Below are 22,491 nucleotides of genomic sequence, written 5' to 3'. Positions count from 1 at the left end.
CGGGGTCCGCCGCCGACAGGCCGGCGCCCGCCTGCTCCACGTACGCGTGGGCGCGGAGCACGGACGAACGGCGAGCCGCACGCACGTCCTGTGGAAGCATGGGCGGGTGACCACCCTGCTGAACGAAACCGCGGGCGCCTCGACCGGCTTCGCCGAGCCCGCACCCTCCGCGCTGCTGCTCCTCGGCCAGGGCCGCGACCTCGCCTCCGAGCGCGGCGTCGAGTGCACCGGGGCGCTGCCGTCGCCGTCCGACCCGGACCTGGTGGAGCGCGCCCGCGCCGCGCGGGCCGCGCTCGGCGAGCGCGCGTTCGTGCTCGGCCACCACTACCAGCGCGACGAGGTCATCGACTTCGCCGACGTCACCGGCGACTCCTTCAAGCTCGCGCGCGAGGCCGCGGCCCGCCCCGACGCGGAGTACGTGCTCTTCTGCGGCGTGCACTTCATGGCCGAGAGCGCGGACATCCTCACCTCCGACGCGCAGCAGGTCGTGCTGCCCGACCTCGCGGCCGGCTGCTCGATGGCGGACATGGCCGAGATCGGGCAGGTCGAGGAGGCGTGGGCCGTGCTGCAGGACGTCGGGATCGCCGACGACACCGTGCCCGTGACGTACATGAACTCCTCCGCCGCGATCAAGGCCTTCACGGGACGCCACGAGGGCACGGTCTGCACCTCGTCGAACGCGCAGGTCGCGCTGCGCTGGGCGTTCGACCGCGTCGGCGGCGTCGACGGCACCGGCAAGGTGCTGTTCCTGCCCGACCAGCACCTGGGCCGCAACACGGCCGTGCTCCAGCTCGGCCTGAGCCTGGACGACTGCGTGGTCTACGACCCCCGCAAGCCGCGGGGCGGCCTCACCGAGCAGCAGCTGCGCGACGCGCGCATGATCCTGTGGCGGGGGCACTGCTCGGTGCACGGGCGGTTCTCCGTGCGCAACGTCGAGGAGATCAGGGCGAAGGTGCCGGGGGTGACGGTGATGGCCCACCCGGAGTGCAAGCACGAGGTGATCACCGCGGCGGACGAGGTGGGGTCCACCGAGTACATCATCAAGGCCCTCGACGCCGCCGAGCCCGGCAGCTCCTGGGCGATCGGCACCGAGCTCAACCTGGTGCGCCGCCTCGCCAAGGCGCACCCGGACAAGCAGGTGCACTACCTGGACTCGACCGTGTGCTTCTGCTCGACCATGAACCGCATCGACCTGCCGCACCTGGTGTGGGCGATGGAGTCGCTGGTCGAGGGGCGCATGGTCAACCGCATCGTGGTCGACGCCGACGACGCCCACTGGGCGCGGGTGGCGCTGGACCAGATGCTGGCACTGCCGGGGATCTGACCGGAGGGCCCTGACCGGCCCGGACGACGCAGGAGAAGGCATGAGCACCGACGGCGGGCTCCATCTCGGGATCCTCGTGTTCGACGACGCGGAGGAGCTCGACGTCGTCGGGCCCTTCGAGGTGCTCGCCGCGTGGGAGCAGCACTCCGACCTCAAGCCGCAGGTGAGCACCTTCTCCCGCGACGGCGAGGGAGTGCGCCTGGCGAAGGGGCTGCGGCTCGTGCCGGCGCACTCCGCGGACGACGTCGGCCCGCTGCACGTGCTCGTGTACCCGGGCGGCTGGGGAACCCGCGCCATGATCGCCGACCCCACCCACCTGGAGTGGCTGCGGCAGGTGCGCCTGCAGACGCCGATCCTCGCGAGCGTGTGCACCGGCGCCCTGGTGCTCGCGGCGGCCGGCCTGCTGGCCGGCCGCCCCGCGACGACGCACCGCGACCACTACGACGAGCTGGCCGACATCGACCCGAGCGTCGTCGTGGACACGGAGGCGAGGTTCGTCGACGACGGGGACGTCGTCACGGCCGCGGGCGTCTCGGCCGGCATCGACATGGCGCTGCACCTGGTGGCGCGGCTCGAGTCACCCGAGGTGGCGCGCGCCGTGCGCCGGGCCATCCAGTACGACCCCGCTCCCCCGGTCTGACGGCCACCCGGGTACCTGATACCGGCGGTCGCCGATATAGCCTGCGCGGGTGACTCGAATGATCCAGCTCACCTGGGCCTCGCTGCGACCCCGCAAGCCCGTCCCCGGCCAGGGTCTCCTCGACCCGTCCGTGACGCGGATGCGCGTGCACCCCGGCGACCTCGACATGTACCTGCACGTCAACAACGGCGCGTACCTGCAGATGATGGACGTGGCACGGTCCAACTTCATCGCCGACCTCGACGGCTTCGCCAAGATCGGCGACCGCAAGTGGTACCCCGTCGTCGCCGCGTCGACGATGACGTACAAGCGCTCGCTCAAGCTCGGCGACCGGTTCGAGGTCACGACCCGCATCCTCGGTTGGGACCAGCGGGTGATCTACATCGAGCAGGTCTTCACGTGCCGCGGACAGCTCTACGGCCGCGGCTACGTGGCGGGGCGCTTCCTCGGCCCGGGGAACGCCCGCATCCCCGCCCCGGACGTCGTGGCGCTCATGGGCCCCGACGCGCCTGCCCGTGCCCCCGAGCTTCCCGACGACGTCGCCGCCTGGGCGCGGGCGCTGGACGTCGCGCACCGCGACCCCGGCCTGGTCTGACGGCGTGCCGCACCGGCGGCCGGCGGGCCGCCGTCGTCGTCAGTGGAACGTGGTCGCGTAGTACGTCTGCCGGTCCACCGTCTCGACGGTGACGTCCTGCGTGCGCTCGAGGCGGCGGCGCAGGTTGTCGGCGAACCGCAGCGAGTCGTCGTTGAACCGGGAGACGTCGTAGGCGCACACCACCCGGTGCTCGGCGAGGTGGGCGACGAGGGCGTCGATCATGTCCATGAAGGTGCGGGTGGCCCGCCGGCCGGGGTGGGCGAGGGTGAACCCGATGTACCAGACCGCGCCGCGTGCGGCGTGGTCCGGGTAGCGCTCGGCGAAGAACTCGGGGCTCACCCAGGGCACGGCGGCGAGATCCGTCGCGAGCGTCGTGAGGCCGACCGCGTCCCCCGGGGAGTCGTGGGCGAGGAGCTTGAGGATGCGGGGGTCGGCCATCTCCTCGTCGAACTCCTCGCGGTGCAGCACGTGACGGGCGGCGGCGCGGGTGCGCAGCGGCTCGAACGCCTCGAGGTAGAGCGCCCAGAACCTCTCGGCGACCTCGCCCTCCACGGTCGGCTCGAACGTCACGTCAGCGCGCACGGCCCAGCTCCTCCCAGGCGGCCCGGCTGAAGGTCGCCACGACGACGGCGCAGACCGGGAGCGACTCGCAGGCCAGGCCGACGAGCCGACGCCCCTCCGGGTGGTACGCGCCCCCACGGGTCGCGGACAGGTCCTCGAGGCTGTGCACGAGATCCGTCGCCACCTGCTCGTGCGACGGGCCGTCGTGCTCGACGAAGAGCCCCGCACCGCTGCCGTCGTCGCGCCGGGACCACGCCACGCCGGCCCACGCCTCGTGCCCCGGCAGCGACGCGTGCCCCGCCGCGTACACGCAGTAGAGCGCGTCGCCGTGCTCCCCCGGCAGCTGGTCGCGTCCGTCCACCTCGAGGACGGTGCTGCCCGGCGGGACGACGGAGCTCAGTCGGACGAGGTTGAAGTCGCCCACGCCGGCGGCCACGAGCGCCGCGTCGAAGGCGGCGAGGGTCGTGCGGCCCGTCCCGGTCCCGGTGCTCACACGGATGGTCAACGACTCGGTCATGGCGTCCTCGGGATGGTCGGGTCGGCGAGACCGTCGACGGCACGGCCGGCGGCGGCGTCCAGGAGGTCCAGGACAGGGCGGAGGACGGCGTCCGGCGCCTCCCGTCCCTTGGTGAGAAAGACGGTACTGCCCAGGCGGAGATCCGCCCGTTCGCCGGGCCCGACCTCCGCCCCGGTGTAGACCACGAGCGGCGTCCCGCGCAGGCGGCCGCTGCGCCGCAGGTCGGCCACGAGGTCGTACCCGGTCCCGTCGGGCAGGCGCAGGTCGAGCAGCACCAGGTGGGGCTCCGCGCCGTTCGCGAGGGCGTCGCGCGCCTCGGAGAGACCCCGGGCCGACGTCACGATCAGCCCCGCGCTCTCCAGGACCGTCGTCAGGACGGCCCGGAGGTCGTCGTCGTCCTCGACGACCAGGACGTGCTCGTGGTGGGGGCGCAGGCGCACCACGTCCCGGACGGTCGCCGCGAGCCCCTCGGGGTCGACGGGCTTGACGAGCCAGCCGTCCGCGAGCGCCGCGGTCTCGCGCGCGTCCGACGGGGAGGTCCCCGACACGACGACGACCGGCAGGCCGGCGGTCGCGGCCGAGCGCCGCAGCTGTCGGAGCACCTCCGCGCCGTTCGTCCCCGGCATCGCCAGATCCAGCAGGATGGCCGCTGGGTGCTCCTGCTCGACGACCTCGAGCGCCTCGCGGCCGTCGGTCACGCCCACGACGTCGTACCCCCTCGCCTCCAGCACCGTGCGCAGCACGTCGACCACGTACGGGTCATCGTCGACGACCACCACCCGCGTGGCCGCCGCGGCGCCCCGCTCGTCGGACGGCGCGCCGAGCGCGTCGTCCCGCCGGGGCAGGACGGGGACGAGCGCACGGGGCAGCGTGAGCCGGAAGCTGGAGCCGTGCCCCTCCCCGTCGCTGGCGGCCCACATCCGTCCACCGTGCCGCTCGACGATGCTGCGGGCGATGGCGAGTCCCAGGCCCGTGCCCCCGCGCTCACGCGCGTCCGAGGCGTCCACCTGCTCGAAGCGGCGGAACACCGCCTCGAGCTTGTCGGGCGGGATCCCCCGCCCCTGGTCGTCGACGCGCACCTCGACCAGGTCCCCCACCGGCGCGGCGGACACCAGCACGGTGCTGCCGCGCGGGGAGAACTTCACGGCGTTGCTGAGCAGGTTGGTCAGGGTCTGCACGATGCGCTCGTCGTCGACCCGCACCATCTCCGGGCAGCCGTCCGACGACAGCACCACGCCGGCGTCGTCGGCCAGGATCGACACCTGCTCCACCGCGGCTGCGACGAGGCCGTCGACCCGGTGGTCGGCGAGCTCGAGCTGCGTGGTCCCCGCGTCCATGCGCTCGACGTCGAGGATGTCGTCCACCAGCCGACCCAGCCGCTCGCTGCTCGTGAGTGCGATGTGCACCATGCGCGCGGCCTGGTCGGAGGACCGGTCGAGCACGCCGCTGTCGAGCAGGCCCAGCGCGCCGCGGATCGAGGTGAGCGGGGTGCGCAGCTCGTGGCTCACGACGGACACGAACTCGTCCTTGATGCGCTCCACCTCGCGCCGCTCGGAGATGTCGCGGAACACGACCACGGCGCCGCGCACCACGCCGTCGGCGCGCAGAGGGCTCGCCGCGACCTCGACCGGGACGTCCTTGCCGTCCGGCCGCCGGTAGACGTCCTGCTCGGCCGTCGCCGTGAGGCCGTCGCGCACGGCCTCGGTGATATAGCAGCCGTCGGCAGGGAACGGGGAGCCGTCCTCGCCCGGCGCGTGGAAGGTCGCGTGCGCGTCGCTTCCCACGAGGTCCGCCGCCGCCACGCCCAGCGTCCGCGCCCCGGCGTCATTGATGAAGGTGACGCGCCCGGCGGCGTCGACGCCGTAGATGCCGTCGGCGACCGACTCGAGCGTGCGCTCGCGCTCGCTCGCCAGCGCCCGCAGCTGCGCGGTGCGCTCCTCCACGCGGCGCTCGAGACCGTGGCGCAGCGACTCGTTGTCGACCACGACGAGGATCTGGCGGACCGCGACCGCGACGAGGACGGTGGCCCACAGCACGTTCGCCGTCCAGGGGAACACGACGTTCGCCTGCCCCACCCGCACGAGCGCCGCCGCGAGGAAGATGCCGAACGTGATCACGGTGCCGAGCACGGGCGACCCGTCGGTGCGCTGGCCGGTCACCGGGCTGCCGGAGGCGGCCGGGTGCCGCGCCGCGACCGCGATGGCGAGGTAGCCGCCCACCCACCCGACGTCCACCGGGCTGCCGAAGCTGAACCCGCCCCCGGCGGTGAGGAGCGCGAACGCGACGTCGGCCACGGCGTACAGGACGAAACCGATGCCGACGAGCCCGAGGGGCACCCGCTCGGCGGCCGGGGACCGGGTCAGGACGAGGACCGCGAGCGTCGCGAGCAGCGCGTCGACGACCGGCAGGGCGTACGCGGTGAGCGACGGTTCGGCCGCGAACCTCTGGCCCTGGAGCGCGACGCTGAAGACCGCGATGTACAGGATCGACCCGCCGACCACGACGCTGTCGAGCAGCATCCGCACGAGCTCGTGGCCGCGCGGGCGCACCGTCGGGAAGAGGGCCAGGCCGATCACCCCGAGCAGCAGCGCGGCGATGTAGGCCGTGTCGCCCGTCTCCGGGTCGCCGACCAGGCCCGCGTACACGTTGCCGAGGAGCCCGACCACACCGCCCAGGGACAGCAGGCCCCAGGCGCGCCGCCGGCGCCCCACCGACCGCACCGCCCGCCAGCCGCAGCTCGCTGCCGCGGCGACGCCCGCGGCCGCGATCGCCGCCCGGGAGAGCTCGGCCCGCGTGGACTCCTCCATGGGGCCCGCGAGCAGGACCGCCAGCACCAGCACCGCGACGGCCGCCGCCCAGCACCAGCGCACGAACGCGGAGTACGCCCGCGCCGTCGCCTGCCTTCCGTCCCCCATGGGCCCGAGGGTAGGAGAGGTTCGTGACCTTCGCCCTCCATGCCGCCACCCGGGGCGACGAAGGGCGACCTCGGCCGTCCAGGGGTAGCGTCGAGCGGACGCAGGACGGGTGACGGGAGGCGCGACACGTGGCGACGGGGGGCCGACGCGTGGTGGTGATCGACGACGATCCGTCGATCCGCGAGGTGGCGGCCGTCGCGCTGAGCGCCGTCGGGGGGCACGAGGTCCACACGGCGGGCGACGGCGTCGAGGGCCTGGAGGTCGCGCGGCGCGTGCGGCCGGACGCGATCCTCCTGGACGTCATGATGCCGGTGCACGACGGGCCGAGCGTGCTCGGACGGCTGCGCTCCGTGCCGGAGCTGCGCGAGGTCCCGGTCGTGTTCCTCACCGCGAAGGTCGGCTCGCAGGACATCTCCCGGCTCGACGACCTCGGCGCGGTCGCCGTGCTCACCAAGCCCTTCGACCCGCTGAGCCTGTCGACGGAGCTCGCCGCCGCGCTCGGGTGGGACGCGTGACAGGAGCGCAGGACGCCCCGCAGGAACGGCCGGACGACGACCTGGACGACGTGATCGCCGCGCTCGCCCGGCGGGCGCACGAGCGGAACCAGGTCCGGGCCCGGCGGGTCGAGGAGCTCCTGGCGGCGCCCGCGGGCGCGCGCGACCCCGCGGCGCGCGAGGAGGCCGTCCGCCTGTGCCACACCATGTCGGGCTCGGCCGCGACGTTCGGGGAGGTGGGCCTCTCCGACGCGGCCGGGCGGCTCGAGGCCGTGCTCCGCGAGAGCCGGGTCGGCGACGTCCCTGCCGCGCTCGACGCCCTGCGCGCCGCGGCAGGGGCGGCCTGAGCGCTCGGGGACCCGGGCGCTGCGAGGGCCCGCGGGTCAGTCGGCGGTGTCCTCCAGGAGGGTGCGCGCCTCGTCCGTCGCCGACCGGACGTCGTCGTTCGCACCGTTGGCGGCGGCGAGCGACTCCAACTCGGTCAGCACCTGGCGCGCCGATCCCGCCTCCCCCGCGCGCACTGCCAGCTCCACCAGGTAGGCGAGCGCGGGCGCGAGCTCGGCCGGCGTCGGGTCCCCGTCCGCGGCCCGCGCGCGGCGCACCGCACCGCCCAGCACCTTGCGGGCCTGCGCGACGTCGCCGTGCGAGTCGGCGAGGACGACGGCGTTCTCCAGGGCGCGCGCGAGCGCGCCGCCGCCGGCGGAGGCCCACGACGTCGTGCCGCCCTCCCCGGCCACGACCGGGGCGTCCGGCGCCCGGGTGACCCGCACCCAGTTGCCCGCGGGGTCCACCAGGCTGAACCCGCTGAGCCCCGCGTTGTTCGCTCGGCGCCTCGGCCGCGTGATCCGCGGTGCCCCCGCCACCGGCAGGCGCCCGTGGAGAGCCCGCAGCCCGGTCGCGAACGCCTCGTGGACCGGCTCGGTGTCGGGGACGGCGAGCAGGCACGTCGAGTGGCTCTGCTCCGGGTCCCAGCCCGGCATCCCGTAGTACTGCAGCTGGATGCCGCCGCGCCCGAACGCCACGAACGGGTTGGGGCGGCGCTGCCGGTAGGTGACCTCCAGACCGAGCGCCGACCAGAACGCGACCAGGGCGTCGAGATCGGCCTCGTCGCCACTGCACGGGAGCAGGGGCACCATGCTCGCCCGCGCGGCGACGGCGGCGAAGGAGTCGTCGGTCATCGCCAGGGCCTCAGGCCCCGGCCCGGGCGACGGCGCGCAGCAGGAGCGCCTCGGCCAGCACGACCTTCCGCAGCTCGCCAAGATGCACGGACTCGTCGGCGCCGTGCGCGCGCGAGTCGGGGTCCTCGACGCCGGTGACGAGCACGGCGGCGCCGGGGAAGAACTCGAGCAGGTCGGCGATGAACGGGATGGACCCGCCGACGCCGATGTCCACCGGGTCCGTGCCCCAGGCCGCGGCGAACGCCGAGCGCGCGGCGCGCATCGCCGCGGAGTCGTCCGCGGCCTGGAACGCCCGCCCCTGCTCGCCGGCGCGCCACGTGACGCGCGCACCGAGCGGCGCGTGCGCCTCGAGGTGGGTCCGCAGCGCGTCCTCCGCCGCCTGCGGCTCCTGACCCGGCGGGATGCGCAGCGACAGCTTCGCTGCCGCGCGGGGCGCGATCGTGTTGGAGGCGTGCGCGACGCTCGTCGCGTCGATGCCGATGACGGACAGCGCCGGCTTGGTCCACAACCGCCCGGCGATCGTGCCCTCGCCCGCCAGCTCCGCGCCGTCGAGCACGGAGGAGTCGGCGCGGAACGCGGCCTCCTCGTAGTCGACCTCCGGTTCCGGGGCGCTCAGCAGGCCGGCCACCGCGACGTTGCCGGCGTCGTCGTGCAGCGTCGCGATCAGCCGCGCGAGCAGCGTGTTCGCGTCCAGCACCGGGCCGCCGAACATGCCGGAGTGCACCGCGTGGCCCAGCACCTCGACCTCGACGACGCCGTCGACCAGGCCGCGCAGCGACGTGGTGAGGGCGGGCACGCCCACCTTCCAGTTGGTGGAGTCGGCGACGACGATGACGTCGGCGGCGAGCAGCTCGCGGTGGTCCGCGAGGAACTGGCGGAAGCTCGGTGACCCCGACTCCTCCTCGCCCTCCACGAACACCGTGATCCCGACTGGTAGCGCCTCGCCCGTCTCGTCCGCCAGGGCGGACAGGGCCCGCATCGCGCCGAGGTGCGCGACCAGCCCCGCCTTGTCGTCAGCGGCGCCTCGACCGTAGAGGCGCTCGCCCACCTGGACGGGCTCGAACGGGTCGGTCGCCCACGCGGCGGCATCACCGGGCGGCTGGACGTCGTGGTGGGCGTAGAGCAGCACCGTCGGCGCCCCCTCGGGCGCCGGCCGCCGCGCGACGACGGCGGGCGCGCCGGGCGACCCGTCGGGGCGGTCGGAACGCAGGATCCGTACGTCGGGCAGGCCGGCGTCGCGCAGCAGCGCCGCCACGGCGTCGGCGCTGGCGGCGACGTGAGCCTGGTCGAAGGCCGCCGCGGAGACGCTCGGGATGCGCACGAGGCGCTCGAGGTCGTCCTGCAGGGCGGGGAACTGCCGCTCGACGTGCGCGCGCAGGGCGGGGGCGTCGTCGGCCGGCCCGTCGGTGGGCACGGCGTCGGGGGCGGTGCTGCGGGTGTCGGTCACGCGGCTCACGCTACCCGCGCGCTCGACTACGCTGGGAGCGTGTTCTCCCGCAACAAGCCCGACGCGACGCCGTCGTCCCCCGACTCCACCGACGCTCCCGACCCCGTCGACGCGGCCGCCGAGATCGAGAAGGCCGGCGCGCCCTCCGGCAAGGGACGCCCCACGCCCAAGCGCAGCGTGGCCGAGGCCGCCAACAAGCGCCCCCTGGTGCCGAACGACCGCAAGGCGGCGACGAAGGCGGCGCGGGAGAAGTCGCGCGAGCAGCGCAACCTCGAGTACCGGGCGATGCAGACCGGCGACGAGCGACACCTACCGCCGCGCGACAAGGGCCCACTCAAGCGCTATGCGCGTGACTACGTCGACGCGCGCTGGAACCTCGGCGAGTTCTTCCTGCCCGTCGCCTTCCTGTTCATCGTCCTGAACTTCATCTTCATGCAGAACGTGACGATGTCGGCGCTCGTGCTGATGCTGCTGTACGCCGTCGTGCTGATCACCATCGCCGACGCGTTCCTGCTGTGGCGCGGGCTCAAGAAGCGGCTGCTCGCCAAGTTCGGCGAGGTCCCCCGGGGCACGATGATGTACGCCGTCATGCGCGCGTTCCAGATCCGCCGCTCGCGCCTGCCCAAGCCGTCGTCGAAGAAGCACGGCGTCTGGCCGGAGTGATTCCCTGACCCTGCGCCAGACCTAGGGTGGGCGCATGGTCAACTACCGGTACCTCGGCAACAGCGGTCTGAAGATCTCCGAGATCACCTACGGCAACTGGCTCACCCACGGTTCCCAGGTCGAGAACGACGTCGCCACGCAGTGCGTGCGCGCCGCCCTCGACGCGGGCATCACGACGTTCGACACCGCGGACGTGTACGCCAACACCAAGGCCGAGCAGGTGCTCGGCGACGCTCTCGCGGGCCAGAGGCGCGAGTCGCTCGAGATCTTCACCAAGGTGTACTGGCCGACCGGCCCGGGCGGCCCCAACGACACCGGCCTGTCGCGCAAGCACGTCATGGAGTCGATCAACGGGTCCCTGAAGCGGCTCGGCACCGATTACGTCGACCTCTACCAGGCGCACCGGTACGACACCGAGACGCCGCTGGAGGAGACGATGCAGGCGTTCGCCGACATCGTGCGCCAGGGCAAGGCGCTGTACATCGGCGTCTCCGAGTGGACCGCCGACCAGATCCGCGCCGGCGCTGCCCTGGCGAAGGACCTGGGCTTCCAGCTCATCTCCTCCCAGCCGCAGTACTCGATGCTGTGGCGGGTCATCGAGGACGAGGTCGTGCCCGCCTCGAAGGAGTGCGGGCTGTCGCAGATCGTCTGGTCGCCGATGGCGCAGGGCGTCCTGTCCGGCAAGTACGTGCCCGGGCAGCCGCTGCCCGCCGGGTCGCGCGCGACCGACGAGAAGGGCGGTGCGTCGAGCATCCGCCGGTTCCTCGACGACGACGTGCTCACCCGCGTGCAGAACCTGCGCCCGGTCGCCGACGAGCTCGGCCTGTCCATGGCCCAGCTCGCCGTCGCGTGGGTGCTGCAGAACGACAACGTCGCCGCGGCCCTCGTCGGGGCGTCCCGGCCCGAGCAGGTCGCCGAGAACGTCAAGGCGTCCGGTGTGACCATCCCGGCCGAGCTCCTGGCCCGTATCGACGACGTCCTCGGCGACGTCGTCGAGCGCGACCCGGGCAGGACGGCCGAGAACGCGCCGTCGACCCGCGTGGCCTGACCTCCCTCGCGCCGACGTCGCACCCGGTGTCGCTTCCGGTGTCGCTTCCGGGCCGGGAAGTCACACCGGGGGCGACGTCGACGCCCGTCGCACCGCTACGCGCGGGAAACCGTTCCGGAGAGCGGGCCGGTCAACGGTCGCCGTGCTCACGGGCGACAGCGTCGAGGGCGCGCGAGATCTCGCGCGCACGGCGCGCCACGTCCGTGTCCGTCAGCCCTGGCTGTTCCGCGGGGACGACCGGCACACCGGTCAGGCCCGTCGGTACCAGCCACCGCCAGTGCACGGTCGCCTGCACCACCGGGCCGACGCCCAGCGCGTAGGCGATCGTGGCCCACCCGAACGTGCCGCCGAGCAGCACCCCGACGAGGACGACGCTCACCTCGATACCGGTCTTCACCAGTCGCACCGACCACCCGGTGCGCTGCACCAGGCCCGTCATGAGGCCGTCGCGCGGTCCCGGGCCGAGCCGCACGCCGATGTAGGCCGCGGTGGAGACGCCGTTCAGCACGATGCCCCCGACGGCGAGCGCGACCCCGGCCGCCAGGCCTGGGTCGGGCACGAGCCACGCCATGGCCGCCAGGCTCGGCCCGACCGCCAGGCTGATGACGGCGACGTTCGCCACCGTGCCCAGGCCGGGGCGCTGCCGCAGCGGGATCCAGGCGAGCAGCACCAGCACGGAGGTCAGCGCGACGACCGTGCCGAACCCGAGCCCGGTGCTGCGCACCACGCCCTGGTGCAGCACGTCCCACGGCGTGCCGCCCTGGCCCGCGTGCAGCAACATCGCCATCGACCAGGTGTAGCCGAGCAGTCCCAGGACCAGCTGCGCCCCGCGTCGGACCGGCCCCCACGACGTCGCACCGGACCCGACCTTGCCGGGCACGGGCGACGTGGACGCCGACCCGTCGCCGGGCCCCACGGTCGACGGCCCGGCCGTGGCCGGCGGGGCGACGCGCGCACGGCGCGCGGCAGCCGGCCGCCAGGGGCGGCGGACGCGGCGACCGGCGAGGCGGCGGGAGCGCGGGCGGGCGGATCGGCTGGCGGGGGTGGTCGACGTGCTCATGATGCCCACCCTCCGCCGTAATGGCCTTGCATTCCATATCCAATGGGACGACAGTGGCCCCGTGACCGTCGTCTCCTCACCCACTGCCGCGTCCATGGCGCCCGCCGTGCGACAGCTCTCCCCCGCCGCCACGGCACGGCTGCTGGGCGACTGGCGTGCGGGCGGACCGGCCTACCTCGCGCTGGCGGACGCGCTGCGGGCGGCGGTGCTCTCCGGGAGCTTGCCCCCGCTCACGCGCGTGCCCAGCGAGCGCGAGCTGGCCGCGGCCCTGCGGGTCTCGCGGACCACGACCTCCGGGGCCTACGCCCGCCTGCGCGAGCTCGGCTTCCTCGTCAGCCGGGTCGGCTCCGGCACCGTCACGACGCTCCCGCGCGGCGCGGGGGCCGCGCCCGGCCGGCTGCCCGTCGCCGCGGGCGACGCGCCCACCGACTCCCCCGGCGCCGCGCCCACCGAGGCCCCGGTCGACCTGGCCCAGGCGACGCCGTCCGCCACCTCCGCCCTGCACGACGCGTACGCGGCGGCGCTCGAGGTGCTGCCCGGCTACCTCGGCACCGGGGGCTACGCACACCTGGGCATCGAGCCGCTGCGGGCGGCGATCGCGGACCGGTACACGGCGCGCGGGGTGCCGACGACGCCCGAGCAGATCCTCGTCACGACCGGCGCGCAGCAGGCCATCTCCGTGCTCACGCACGCGTTCGTGGGCCTCGGGGAGACCGCCGTCGTCGAGTCGCCGACGTACTTCCACGCGCTGGAGCCGGCGCGGCGCCTCGGCGGACGAGTGGTCGGGGTGCCCGTCGGCGACGTCGAGACCCTCGCCTCGGCCGTCCGGCGCGCGCGTCCCCGGCTCGTCTACCTGGTCCCGGACTTCCACAACCCCACGGGTGCCACGATGTCGGCCGAGACGCGGGCGGCCGTGCGCGACCTCGCGGACCGCACGGGCGTCACCGTCGTGGGCGACGAGACCCTCACCGACCTGGCCCTCGACCCCGGCGCCGAGGTCCCCGCGCCGTTCGCCGGCGACGGCGCGTCCCCGCACGTGGTGACCATCGGGTCGGCGTCGAAGTCCTTCTGGGGCGGCGTGCGCGTGGGATGGGTGCGCGCCGACCCGCAGGTGGTGCGACGGCTGGCACGGGTGCGCCAGTCAGCCGACATCGCCACGCCCGTGCTCGAGCAGCTGGCCGTCGTCGAGCTGCTGCGCCGGGCGGACGAGATCCTGCCCGGCCGCGTCGCCGAGCTCCGTGCCCGGCGCGACCTCCTCGTCGGCCTCGTCCGCGACGCCCTGCCCGGCTGGCAGGTGCCCGTGCCCGCGGGCGGGCTGTGTCTGTGGGCCGACCTCGGCCGGCCCCTCGCGCAGGCGCTCGCCGCCGCCGCCGTGCCGCACGGCGTGCTGGTCACCCCGGGCCCGGCGTTCACCCCGGACGGCTCGTCGCGCGACCGGGTGCGCCTGACATTCACCCGCGAGCCCGACCAGCTCGCCGCCGCCGTGCCGCGGCTGGCGCGTGCCTGGGCGCAGGTGGCGTCCGGCCGGTGAGGCGTCGGGCGGAACCGGACGTGGCCGGCCGGGCCGACATCAGACGGAGGGCAGCACCACGCCGGGCGTCACCTGGGACCCGTCGTGCAGCAGGCGGGCCGAGGTCGCGCTGCCGGCGGCCAGCTCTCGCCAGTGCTCCCCCAGCCACTGCTCGGCGTCGTACTGCGTGGTGAAGACCGGGCTCGGCACGCTCAGGACACGCCCCTCGGCGTCGTCCAGCGCCCACTCCCAGCGCGGCCGGATCACGCGGCGTCCCCCGATCCGCCCGTCGAGCCGCCGTCGATGCTCCCGGCCGCGACGGACCCGCGGGTGCGGGTCAGCGCACGGTTGACCCGCGACGGCCAGAACGGTCCCGAGTAGATGAACGACGTGTACCCCTGGGTGAGGTCGGCCCCGGCACGCAGGTAGGCGCGCACGTCGTCCGCGCCGGCGATGCCGCCCACACCGATGATCGCCGGGTCGGGCCCGAGCCGCCCGCGCAGCCGGCCCACCACCTGCAGCCCTCGCTCGAGCAGCGGGGGCCCGGACAGGCCGCCGGGTCCCCGGTCGTGGCCGATCGTCGTGTTCACCGCGACGACGCCGTCCAGCCCGAGCTCGGTGACGAGGTCCGCCACGGCGTCGACGTCGGCGTCCGCGAGGTCGGGCGCGATCTTCACCAGCAGCGGCACGCGGCGCGTGCCCGCGGCCGCGGTCGCCTCGTCGGCGGCGACGCGCGCGGCGGTGAGGATGGGCCGCAGCTCGGCCGTGGTCTGCAGGTCGCGCAGCCCGGGGGTGTTCGGCGAGGAGACGTTCACCACGAGGTAGTCGGCCCACGGCGCCAGCTCGCGCGCGCAGGCCGCGTAGTCGTCGGCGGCGGCCTCGGCCGGCGTCGTCTTGTTCTTGCCGATGTTCGCGCCCACGACGGCAGCGCGGCCCGCGGGCGTGGCGCGCAGCTCGCGCAGCCGGGCGGCCGCGGCCGCGGCGCCCTCGTTGTTGAAGCCCATCCGGTTCCGGATGCCGCGCACGTCGAGCTCGCGCCACATGCGCGGCGCCTCGTTGCCGGGCTGCGGGCGCGGGGTGACCGTGCCGATCTCCACGAAACCGAAGCCGAGCATGGTCAGCCCGCGGATCGCGCGGGCGTTCTTGTCGAAGCCGCCCGCCAGGCCGAACGGTGCGGGCACGGTGCGGCCGAGCACCTCGATGCTGCCTGGTCCCCCGCTGCCCCGTCCCAGGTACGGCGCGACGGCGCCCTGGACGACGTCGCGCAGCACGGGCACGCGCCCGGCGAGGGAGATGGCGCCGAACGCGAGCTCGTGCGCCCGCTCCGGGTCCATCCGGCGAAAGACGCCGTTGAAGAGCAGGGTGTACGGGCTCATCGGACCTCCGGGTCGGGGGCTACGGGCTCGGTCGGCTCGGGTGCGGTCGGGGCTGTCGGTGTCGCGTCGTCGTCGCTGCCCGCGCCACGCGGACGGGTGCGCCACAGCCACCACAGGCCGACGAACGGCAGCACGAGCGGCACGTAACCGTAGCCCTGCCCGAACCCGGACCAGACGGTCGTCTCGCCGAACACATCCGGCGAGACGACGGAGGCGGCGCCCACGGCGAGCACGCCGACGGCCTCGAAGCCGACGGTCACCCACGCGACGACGCGCCACCGGGGGCCGCCCTTGGCGAGCGCGACGGTGGCCACCACATACACGACGGCGGACAGGGTGGACAGGGAGTAGGCGACGGGGGCCTCGGAGAACTTGGTGGCCAGCTCGTACGACGAACGGCCGATCGCGGCGAACGCCAGGATCCCGTAGACCGTGACGAGCAGCCGGCCGAAGCCGGAGCCGGTCCGTCGCGCGGGGCGCCCGGGAGCGGGCGCGGTGCCCGGCGCCGCGGGGCTCATGCGGCCCCCCAGATCTGCCACAGCCGCCAGTCGAGGAACCCGACGGTGAGGGCGGCGACGGCGAGGACGACGGACGACCACTTGGTACGTTCGGCGAACGCCCAGATCGCCGCGACCGGCAGCACCACGAGCGCCGTGGCGACGTAGCCCCAGAAGAGCGGCCCGTCGACGGGGTGGTCGCGGGTCGCCATGAGGACGCCGGCGACGACGGCCTGGACGACGACCAGCGCCTCCACGACGGCGGCGCCGATCAGCTGCCGCAAGATCACCGCCCGATCCCGGACGACGAACCACAGCGCCCACCCGGCGAGCGCGGCGCACGCCAGCAGGACGACGATGAGCAGGGGAAGGACCACGCCCGCAGACTACCGGCCGACGTCCGCCACGTGAGGGGCCCGGGGCGGGGATAGCATCGGCGCGTGGCAGACCTCACCCTCACCGGCAAGAATCCCAGCTCTCTCAAGGTCGACGCGCTCGTCGTCGGGACCTGCTCCACGTCGGACGGCGTCGCCGTCGTCGCGGACCAGCTCCCCGAGGCGCTCGTCCGGCAGATCGAGACCCTCGCACCCCGGCTCGGCGTCACCGGCGCCCCCGACGAGGTGCGCCGCGTGCCCGCCGGCGACGGCGTCGCGGCCGACGTCGTCGTGCTCGCGGGGCTCGGCGAGCGCGCCGCCGACGGCACGTTCTCCCACGAGGTGCTGCGGTCCGCCGCCGGCGCCGCCACCCGCGAGCTCGCCGGCACCGACACGGTCGCCGTCGCGCTGCCCGCGGTGGACGAGGACGAGCTCGGCGCGGTCGTCGAGGGCGCGCTGCTCGGCGCGTACACCTACACCCGCTACCGCTCCGGCAAGGACCAGAAGTCCGCCGTCGGCAGCGTCCAGGTCGTCACGTCGTTCGCCCGGTCGGGCCGCGCCAAGGCCGCCGTCGCGCGCGCCGAGGTGCTGGCCGCCGCCGTGCACGGCACGCGCGACCTGGTGAACGACGCTCCCAACGAGCTGTACCCGGCGGCCTTCGCCGACGCGGCCCGGGCCGCAGTCAAGGGCGTGAAGGGCGTCAAGGTCACGGTGCTGGACGACAAGCAGCTCGCCGCGGGCGGCTACGGCGGCCTGGTGGGCGTCGGCCAGGGCTCCTCACGCGGCCCGCGCCTCGTCAAGCTGGTGTACACGCCTGCCAAGGCCACCGAGAAGGTCGCGATCGTCGGCAAGGGCATCACCTTCGACACCGGCGGCATCTCCCTCAAGCCGCCGGCCAGCATGCCCACGATGAAGTCCGACATGGCGGGCGCCGCCGCGGTGCTGCACACCGTCCTGGCGGCCGCACGCCTCGGCCTGCCCGTCGCGGTGACCGGCTACCTCTGCCTCGCGGAGAACATGCCCGGCGGCAATGCACAGCGCCCCGCCGACGTCATCACGATCCGCGGCGGCAAGACCGTCGAGGTCACCAACACTGACGCCGAGGGCCGCCTCGTCATGGCCGACGGCCTGGTCGCCGCCGTCGAGGACGGGCACGACGTCGTCCTGGACATCGCGACGCTCACCGGCGCGCAGATGGTGGCACTCGGCAACCGCACGTCCGGCGTCATGGGCACCGACGCCGTGCGCGACGAGGTCAAGGCCGCGGCCGACGACGCGGGCGAGGCCTTCTGGCCGATGCCGATGCCCGCCGAGCTCAAGGCCGGCCTCAAGTCGAACGTCGCCGACATGGTGAACTCCGCGCCCAGCCGCTGGGGCGGCATGCTGTTCGCCGCGCACTTCCTCGCCGAGTTCGTCGGCGACACCCCGTGGGCGCACCTCGACATCGCCGGCCCGTCCTACAACGAGGGCTCGTCGTTCGGGTACACGCCCGCCGGCGGCACCGGCGTCGGCGTGCGCACCATGCTGGCGTTCCTCGAGGGCCGCGCGGGCGCCTGACCCCGCAGCGCGACCCCGCGTCGCGACGACGGCGCCCGCCCACCGACCTGGTGCGCGGGCGCCGTCGTCGTGCTGATGGTGGTCGTGTCAGGCGGAACGGGCCACGGCCCAGCGGAACGCGTTCGCGAGCCGGTACCCCTCGGTCGCCCGGAAGGGGATCGCCGCGGCGACGACGACCGGTGCCAGCTCGACCATCGTGCTCTCGTCCTCCCCGAGCAGGACGCCGCGCACGAGCGACCGGTCGTCCGGCGCGGTCCACGGGACGTCGACGATCCCGGACCCGACGACGTCGAGCCCGGCGCGCGCGAGCACGGTCTCGAGGCCGCCCGGGGCACGCAGCGGACCGTCGGGAGGGACCTCCTCCTCGTGGGCGGCCGCGACGGCCCTCTCGACGACGTCGAGGTCGTTGCGCGGGCCCTCGGCCCAGCAGGCGATCCCGACCCGGCCGCCGGGCACCAGCACGCGGACGATCTCGGCCAGCGCGTCCCCGGAGTCGTCGGCGAACTGCAGGGCGTTGACCGCGAGCACGACGTCGAAGGCGTCGTCCCCGAAGGGCAGGTGCTCGACGTCGCCGTCCAGGACGGTCGCACCGGGGTACCGCTCGCGCGCCCGCCGGGCCATCGCCGGGGCGGGGTCGACGCCGGCGGTCACCGCACCGGCGCGGGCGAGGTGCCCCAGCAGCTCCCCGGTGCCGCACCCGACGTCGAGGACGCGCGTGCCCGCTCCCACGTGCGCGGCGGCCAGCAGGGGCGGCCAGACCGGCGCGGCGAGCGCGCCCCAGAGCTCCGCCCACGCGTCGGCCACCGCCGACCAGCGCTCCCCGCCACCGCCGTCCACGTCGTGCCTCAGTCCCTGCGGCGCTGCGCCGACGTCCAGTCCCGCATGCGCTGCGGGTAGCCGGTGAAACGCACGTTGTAGACCGGCACGCCCAGCGACCGTGCCACCTCGAAGCCCGTGCGCTCGTCCGGGACGCGGCGGCGCGTCCACTCGCCCGTGGTCGCCACCAGCAGCACCGTCGACGGCGTCTGCACGTTGGGCGGCTCCACGTAAGCCTCCACGCCCACCCGGGTGCGCACGAAGTCCTGCAGGTAAGTCACCGTCTCGGCCCTCGATCCCGAGGTCGGCGGCGCACCGGGGGCCGGCGACGACGACCTGCCCAGCAGGCGTCCCAGCGAGGTCCTGAGCGACATGGCGCGAGAATACCGCCGTCGCGGGCGGTGTGGTCGGGAGACGACCCGGAGGTGTCCTGAAGGTCATGCGGCGGTCAGGTGTACCCAGCGTCACACCAACCGGGACCCCCGAACGATTGGGGCGACCACCGTGGAGGTGACAAGATGGCAGGCAGTGACCAGAACGCGGCAACCGGAGATGACGCGAATCGGCAGGACCGGTTCGCCTCGGCACGTCGCCTGACCCACTGATCGAAGGAGACTCCACAGGTCATGTCTGAGAACGTGCAGCTCCCTGCACTCGGCGAGTCCGTTACCGAGGGCACCGTCACCCGATGGCTCAAGGCGGTCGGTGACTCCGTCGCCGTCGACGAGCCCCTGCTGGAGGTCTCGACCGACAAGGTCGACACAGAGATCCCCTCGCCGGTCGCCGGTGTGCTCGAGCAGATCCTCGTCGAGGAGGACGAGACCGTCGAGGTCGGCGCCACCCTCGCCGTCGTCGGCGACGGCTCGGGTGCCGGTGGCAGCGACGCGGCCCCGGCCGCCGAGGCCCCCGCCGCCGAGCCCGAGGCTCCCGCCGAGCCCGAGCAGCCCGCCGCCCCGGCCGAGCCCGCCGCGGCTCCCGAGGCACCCGCACCCGCCGCCGAGGCCCCTGCCGCAGAGGCGCCCGCCGCCGGTGGCGGCGAGGGCACCGAGGTGACGCTGCCCGCCCTGGGCGAGTCGGTCACCGAGGGCACCGTGACGCGCTGGCTCAAGGCCGTCGGCGACTCGGTCGAGGTCGACGAGCCCCTGCTCGAGGTGTCGACCGACAAGGTCGACACCGAGATCCCGTCCCCTGTGGCCGGCACCGTGCAGCAGCTCCTCGTCGAGGAGGACGCGACGGTCGAGGTCGGCGCCGTGCTGGCCCTCATCGGCTCCGGTGCCGCGGCCCCGGCCGCCCCCGCCGCTCCGGCAGCGGCACCCGCTGCGCCGGCCGAGCCCGCACCGGCGGCTCCGGCTCCGGCTGAGCCCGCTCCGGCACCGGCGGCTCCGGCTGAGCCCGCTCCGGCACCGGCAGCCCCCGCCGCTCCGGCTGCTGCCCCGGCCCCTGCCGCTGCGCCCGCGACGGGCAAGGGCTCCTACCTCACGCCGCTCGTGCGCAAGCTCGCGGCCGAGAAGGGCGTGGACGTCACGGCGGTCCAGGGCACCGGCGTCGGCGGCCGCATCCGCAAGGAGGACGTGCTCGCCGCGGCCGAGAAGGCCGCCGCTCCGGCTCCGGCCGCTGCCGCAGCGCCCGCCGCGGCCCCGGCCGCCAAGGCGACCGTGCCGCCGGTCTCCCCGCTGCGGGGCACCACGGAGAAGATGTCGCGCCTGCGCAAGATCGTCGCCGAGCGCATGGTCGAGGCCCTGCACACGCAGGCCCAGCTCACCACCGTGGTCGAGGTGGACGTCACCAAGGTGGCGAAGCTGCGCGCGAAGGCCAAGGAGTCGTTCAAGGCCCGCGAGAACGCGAACCTCACCTTCCTGCCCTTCTACACGCTCGCCGCGGTCGAGGCGCTCAAGGCGTACCCGAAGATCAACGCGTCGATCGACCAGGACAAGGGCGAGATCACCTACCACCCCTCGGAGAACGTCGGCATCGCCGTCGACACCGAGCGCGGCCTGGTGGTCCCGGTCATCAAGAACGCCGGCGACCTGAACCTGGCGGGCATCGCCCGCCAGATCGGCGACCTCGGCGCCCGCACGCGGGCGAACAAGGTCGGCCCGGACGAGCTGTCCGGCGCCACGTTCACGATCACGAACACCGGCTCGGGCGGCGCGCTCATCGACACGCCGATCGTCCCCGGCGGTCAGGTCGCGATCCTCGGCACCGGCACCATCACCAAGAAGCCGGCCGTCGTGACGGGCCCGGACGGCGAGGAGACCATCGCCATCCGCCAGTTCGCGTACCTGTTCCTCTCCTACGACCACCGCCTGGTCGACGGTGCGGACGCCGCGCGGTTCCTCACCGCGATCAAGGCTCGTATCGAGGAGGGCGCGTTCGAGGCCGAGGTAGGTCTCTGACGTCGCTTCGCCCCTGAGCGACGAAGGGCGTCCCGGCTGCGGCCGGGACGCCCTTCGTCGTCGGCGGCCCGGCACCCGGTACGGGTAGCCGGCGAGATCCACCGAGCGCTCGCGTGGTCAGTCGACCTCGGCGACGCGCCAGCCGTCCGGCGTCCACGTGAGGCGCAGCGTCGCGCTGCGCGGGTCGGTCTCGGGCACGGCGGTGACCGTGCCGTCGCGCGCCACCTGCTCGTGCGCGCCGACCGCGTAGCGCACCACGACGTCCGCCACGTCCCCCGCGTGACGCCGCGTGGTCACGTCGTCCAGTCGCGCCTCGGCGGCCCGGACCCGCGTCCCGGCCCGTGCCGCGTCGGCGAGCAGCGCGGCGTCGGCGTCGTGCGCCGGCGAGCCCGGCGCGTCGAGGTCCGCCAGGCCGGAGGAGCCGGGCTGGCCGGTGCCGGACAGGAGGGCGACACGCCGCCGGGTCAGCTCGGCCGCCGCGGCCGACGGGTCGTCGCGGTCCTGCGTCGGGTCGGGCGCCTGCGCGGGGTCGGGCATCGGGATGGCCGTGGCGGTGGGGGCCGTCGCAGCCGCCGCGGCTTCGGGCTCCGAGCGCCCCGCGACGGAGGCCGAGGCGACGGCCCGGACCGGTTCCGCGGCGCCGTCGGGCGGGCGCACCTGCACCGCGACCGCCGCCAGCGCGGCGACGACGCCCACCGCGCCCAGCGCCCCCAGCAGGCGCCGCGAGCCGACACCGCCCCGGCTCCGCGGCGCGGTGCGCCGCGAGGCCCGGGTCGGGGTGCGTCCGGCCGGGGCTCCGTCCCGGCGCCGGACCGACCGGCGTCGCGTCGGTGGGGACCGGTGCGCGATCGGGTCCGTCGCCGGGCCGGCGGACCGCATGCCGAGCGACGCGGCGGCGAGCGACGCGGGCTCGGGCAGCCGGACCGGCTCGGCGACCACCGCGGCGTCCGCCTGGGCCGCGAGCGTGCCCGCCTCCGGCCGCACGCGCGGGTCGGGGGCGGCCGCCGGCGCGAGGACGGCGCGCAGCGCGGTCGCGTCGTCGTCACTGCGGTCGCCGAGCAGGTCGGCGACGAGCGTCGCGAGCGCGTGCACGTCTGTCGCCTCGCCGTCCGCGCGGTCCGAGGCTGCTCCGGCCGCCCCGACGGGGCCGGCGGCGTGCGGGCGCAGCAGCGCGCCGCCGCCGGGTCCGAGCACCACGTCCCGCGCGCCGAGGCTCCCCTGTCGCAGCCCCGCGCTGTGCAGCGCCGCCAGCCCGCGTGCCACCGCGACGAGCACACCGGCCGCCTCCCGCGACGTCAGACGCCCGCGCACGGCGAGCACGGTGGGCAGGTCGGCCGCTGCGCCGCCGCGCCGGAGCGCCAGGGTCCCGTCGTCGCGCACGTCGACGGCAGCCACGGGTTCCACGCACGGATGACGCAGCGCCGCGAGCGCCCGCACCCGCTCCAGGAGGGCGTCACGAGTGCCGGCGTCGGTCGGGATCGGGAGCGTCTGGGTGGGCACCCCGCCATCGAACACCCTCCCCA

The 22,491-nt window shown here is 75.1% G+C and carries 23 protein-coding genes; 10 read left to right on the top strand and 13 right to left on the bottom strand.

What is annotated here, in order from left to right; all coding sequences use genetic code 11:
• Positions 1-115 precede the first annotated feature (115 nt).
• The 3 genes from nadA to B5Y66_RS13475 are packed head-to-tail and all read left to right on the top strand — an operon-like array spanning position 116 to position 2,559.
• The gene (nadA, locus tag B5Y66_RS13485; protein WP_245807110.1) at positions 116-1,324 is read left to right on the top strand and encodes a quinolinate synthase NadA; all 1,209 of its coding nucleotides are present in this window, start codon (positions 116-118) and stop codon (positions 1,322-1,324) included.
• Between the two features lie 40 nt (positions 1,325-1,364).
• The gene (locus B5Y66_RS13480; RefSeq protein WP_079574980.1) at positions 1,365-1,964 is read left to right on the top strand and encodes a DJ-1/PfpI family protein; all 600 of its coding nucleotides are present in this window, start codon (positions 1,365-1,367) and stop codon (positions 1,962-1,964) included.
• Between the two features lie 58 nt (positions 1,965-2,022).
• Positions 2,023-2,559: an acyl-CoA thioesterase gene (locus tag B5Y66_RS13475; RefSeq protein WP_079574979.1), complete on the top strand. Its 537-nt coding sequence runs from the start codon at positions 2,023-2,025 to the stop codon at positions 2,557-2,559.
• A gap of 39 nt (positions 2,560-2,598) precedes the next feature.
• Here the strand turns inward: B5Y66_RS13475 and B5Y66_RS13470 are convergent, their stop codons facing one another.
• Genes B5Y66_RS13470 through B5Y66_RS13460 form a run of 3 tightly spaced genes read right to left on the bottom strand, consistent with a single transcriptional unit; the run spans position 2,599 to position 6,552 of the window.
• The gene (locus tag B5Y66_RS13470; RefSeq protein ID WP_079574978.1) at positions 2,599-3,141 is read right to left on the bottom strand and encodes a hypothetical protein; all 543 of its coding nucleotides are present in this window, start codon (positions 3,139-3,141) and stop codon (positions 2,599-2,601) included.
• A complete protein-coding gene (locus B5Y66_RS13465; protein WP_079574977.1) occupies positions 3,131-3,637 on the bottom strand; it encodes a pyruvoyl-dependent arginine decarboxylase in 507 nt (168 codons plus the stop codon). The genes B5Y66_RS13470 and B5Y66_RS13465 overlap by 11 nt, the downstream gene beginning before the upstream one ends.
• Positions 3,634-6,552 carry a response regulator gene (locus B5Y66_RS13460; RefSeq protein WP_079574976.1) on the bottom strand — a complete coding sequence of 973 codons (2,919 nt, stop codon included), beginning with the start codon at positions 6,550-6,552 and terminating at the stop codon, positions 3,634-3,636. The genes B5Y66_RS13465 and B5Y66_RS13460 overlap by 4 nt, the downstream gene beginning before the upstream one ends.
• Before the next feature lie 128 nt (positions 6,553-6,680).
• Between B5Y66_RS13460 and B5Y66_RS13455 the strand changes: the two genes are divergently transcribed.
• Positions 6,681-7,067, top strand: coding sequence for a response regulator (locus tag B5Y66_RS13455; protein ID WP_079574975.1), 387 nt, complete (start codon positions 6,681-6,683; stop codon positions 7,065-7,067).
• Positions 7,064-7,393, top strand: a complete 330-nt coding sequence (locus B5Y66_RS13450; protein WP_176168866.1) for an Hpt domain-containing protein — start codon at positions 7,064-7,066, stop codon at positions 7,391-7,393. Before B5Y66_RS13455 ends, B5Y66_RS13450 begins: the two co-directional genes overlap by 4 nt.
• A gap of 36 nt (positions 7,394-7,429) precedes the next feature.
• Here B5Y66_RS13450 and B5Y66_RS13445 read toward each other — a convergent pair whose 3' ends face one another.
• Both B5Y66_RS13445 and B5Y66_RS13440 read right to left on the bottom strand, forming a co-directional pair.
• Entirely contained in the window at positions 7,430-8,224 is a 795-nt protein-coding gene (locus B5Y66_RS13445; RefSeq protein ID WP_176168865.1) for a VOC family protein, read from the bottom strand.
• Positions 8,225-8,234: 10 nt separating this feature from the next.
• Positions 8,235-9,671 carry a dipeptidase gene (locus tag B5Y66_RS13440; RefSeq protein ID WP_079574973.1) on the bottom strand — a complete coding sequence of 479 codons (1,437 nt, stop codon included), beginning with the start codon at positions 9,669-9,671 and terminating at the stop codon, positions 8,235-8,237.
• A 39-nt stretch (positions 9,672-9,710) separates the two neighbouring features.
• Here B5Y66_RS13440 and B5Y66_RS13435 point away from each other — a divergent pair, with 39 nt between their 5' ends.
• Together B5Y66_RS13435 and B5Y66_RS13430 are read left to right on the top strand one after the other, a co-directional pair.
• Entirely contained in the window at positions 9,711-10,334 is a 624-nt protein-coding gene (locus B5Y66_RS13435; protein ID WP_079574972.1) for a DUF3043 domain-containing protein, read from the top strand.
• Between the two features lie 34 nt (positions 10,335-10,368).
• Positions 10,369-11,382: an aldo/keto reductase family protein gene (locus tag B5Y66_RS13430; protein WP_079574971.1), complete on the top strand. Its 1,014-nt coding sequence runs from the start codon at positions 10,369-10,371 to the stop codon at positions 11,380-11,382.
• A 130-nt stretch (positions 11,383-11,512) separates the two neighbouring features.
• On the opposite strand, the gene yczE is transcribed toward B5Y66_RS13430, so the two are convergent.
• Positions 11,513-12,442: a membrane protein YczE gene (yczE, locus tag B5Y66_RS22255; RefSeq protein WP_322788700.1), complete on the bottom strand. Its 930-nt coding sequence runs from the start codon at positions 12,440-12,442 to the stop codon at positions 11,513-11,515.
• A 61-nt stretch (positions 12,443-12,503) separates the two neighbouring features.
• Between yczE and yczR the strand changes: the two genes are divergently transcribed.
• Positions 12,504-13,973, top strand: coding sequence for a MocR-like transcription factor YczR (yczR, locus tag B5Y66_RS13415; protein WP_245807100.1), 1,470 nt, complete (start codon positions 12,504-12,506; stop codon positions 13,971-13,973).
• Between the two features lie 39 nt (positions 13,974-14,012).
• Here yczR and B5Y66_RS13410 read toward each other — a convergent pair whose 3' ends face one another.
• Genes B5Y66_RS13410 through B5Y66_RS13395 form a run of 4 tightly spaced genes read right to left on the bottom strand, consistent with a single transcriptional unit; the run spans position 14,013 to position 16,202 of the window.
• Positions 14,013-14,219: a hypothetical protein gene (locus B5Y66_RS13410; RefSeq protein WP_079574969.1), complete on the bottom strand. Its 207-nt coding sequence runs from the start codon at positions 14,217-14,219 to the stop codon at positions 14,013-14,015.
• A complete protein-coding gene (locus B5Y66_RS13405; protein WP_079574968.1) occupies positions 14,216-15,328 on the bottom strand; it encodes a quinone-dependent dihydroorotate dehydrogenase in 1,113 nt (370 codons plus the stop codon). Before B5Y66_RS13405 ends, B5Y66_RS13410 begins: the two co-directional genes overlap by 4 nt.
• On the bottom strand, positions 15,325-15,846 hold the full coding sequence (locus B5Y66_RS13400) for a hypothetical protein (RefSeq protein WP_079574967.1): 522 nt from the start codon (positions 15,844-15,846) through the stop codon (positions 15,325-15,327). Before B5Y66_RS13400 ends, B5Y66_RS13405 begins: the two co-directional genes overlap by 4 nt.
• Complete coding sequence (locus tag B5Y66_RS13395; protein ID WP_079574966.1) at positions 15,843-16,202, bottom strand: hypothetical protein; 360 nt, start codon at positions 16,200-16,202, stop codon at positions 15,843-15,845. The genes B5Y66_RS13400 and B5Y66_RS13395 overlap by 4 nt, the downstream gene beginning before the upstream one ends.
• Before the next feature lie 63 nt (positions 16,203-16,265).
• Between B5Y66_RS13395 and B5Y66_RS13390 the strand changes: the two genes are divergently transcribed.
• Entirely contained in the window at positions 16,266-17,756 is a 1,491-nt protein-coding gene (locus B5Y66_RS13390; RefSeq protein WP_079574965.1) for a leucyl aminopeptidase, read from the top strand.
• An 87-nt stretch (positions 17,757-17,843) separates the two neighbouring features.
• Here the strand turns inward: B5Y66_RS13390 and B5Y66_RS13385 are convergent, their stop codons facing one another.
• Both B5Y66_RS13385 and B5Y66_RS13380 read right to left on the bottom strand, forming a co-directional pair.
• Positions 17,844-18,593, bottom strand: coding sequence for a class I SAM-dependent methyltransferase (locus B5Y66_RS13385; protein ID WP_079574964.1), 750 nt, complete (start codon positions 18,591-18,593; stop codon positions 17,844-17,846).
• 8 nt (positions 18,594-18,601) lie between these two features.
• Positions 18,602-18,946, bottom strand: coding sequence for an oxidoreductase (locus B5Y66_RS13380; protein WP_079574963.1), 345 nt, complete (start codon positions 18,944-18,946; stop codon positions 18,602-18,604).
• Between the two features lie 252 nt (positions 18,947-19,198).
• Between B5Y66_RS13380 and sucB the strand changes: the two genes are divergently transcribed.
• A complete protein-coding gene (gene sucB / locus B5Y66_RS13375; protein ID WP_079574962.1) occupies positions 19,199-20,968 on the top strand; it encodes a 2-oxoglutarate dehydrogenase, E2 component, dihydrolipoamide succinyltransferase in 1,770 nt (589 codons plus the stop codon).
• Positions 20,969-21,085: 117 nt separating this feature from the next.
• Here sucB and B5Y66_RS13370 read toward each other — a convergent pair whose 3' ends face one another.
• Positions 21,086-22,468 (bottom strand): hypothetical protein, encoded by a 1,383-nt coding sequence (locus tag B5Y66_RS13370; RefSeq protein ID WP_079574961.1) that lies wholly within the window; start codon positions 22,466-22,468, stop codon positions 21,086-21,088.
• Between the last annotated feature and the right edge of the window lie 23 nt (positions 22,469-22,491).

Source organism: Krasilnikoviella flava (genome assembly GCF_900167525.1).
Classification (GTDB): Bacteria; Actinomycetota; Actinomycetes; order Actinomycetales; family Cellulomonadaceae; genus Isoptericola; species Isoptericola flavus.
Note: the sequence above shows the minus strand (reverse complement) of the source record. Positions and strands in the feature narration are given on the sequence as shown.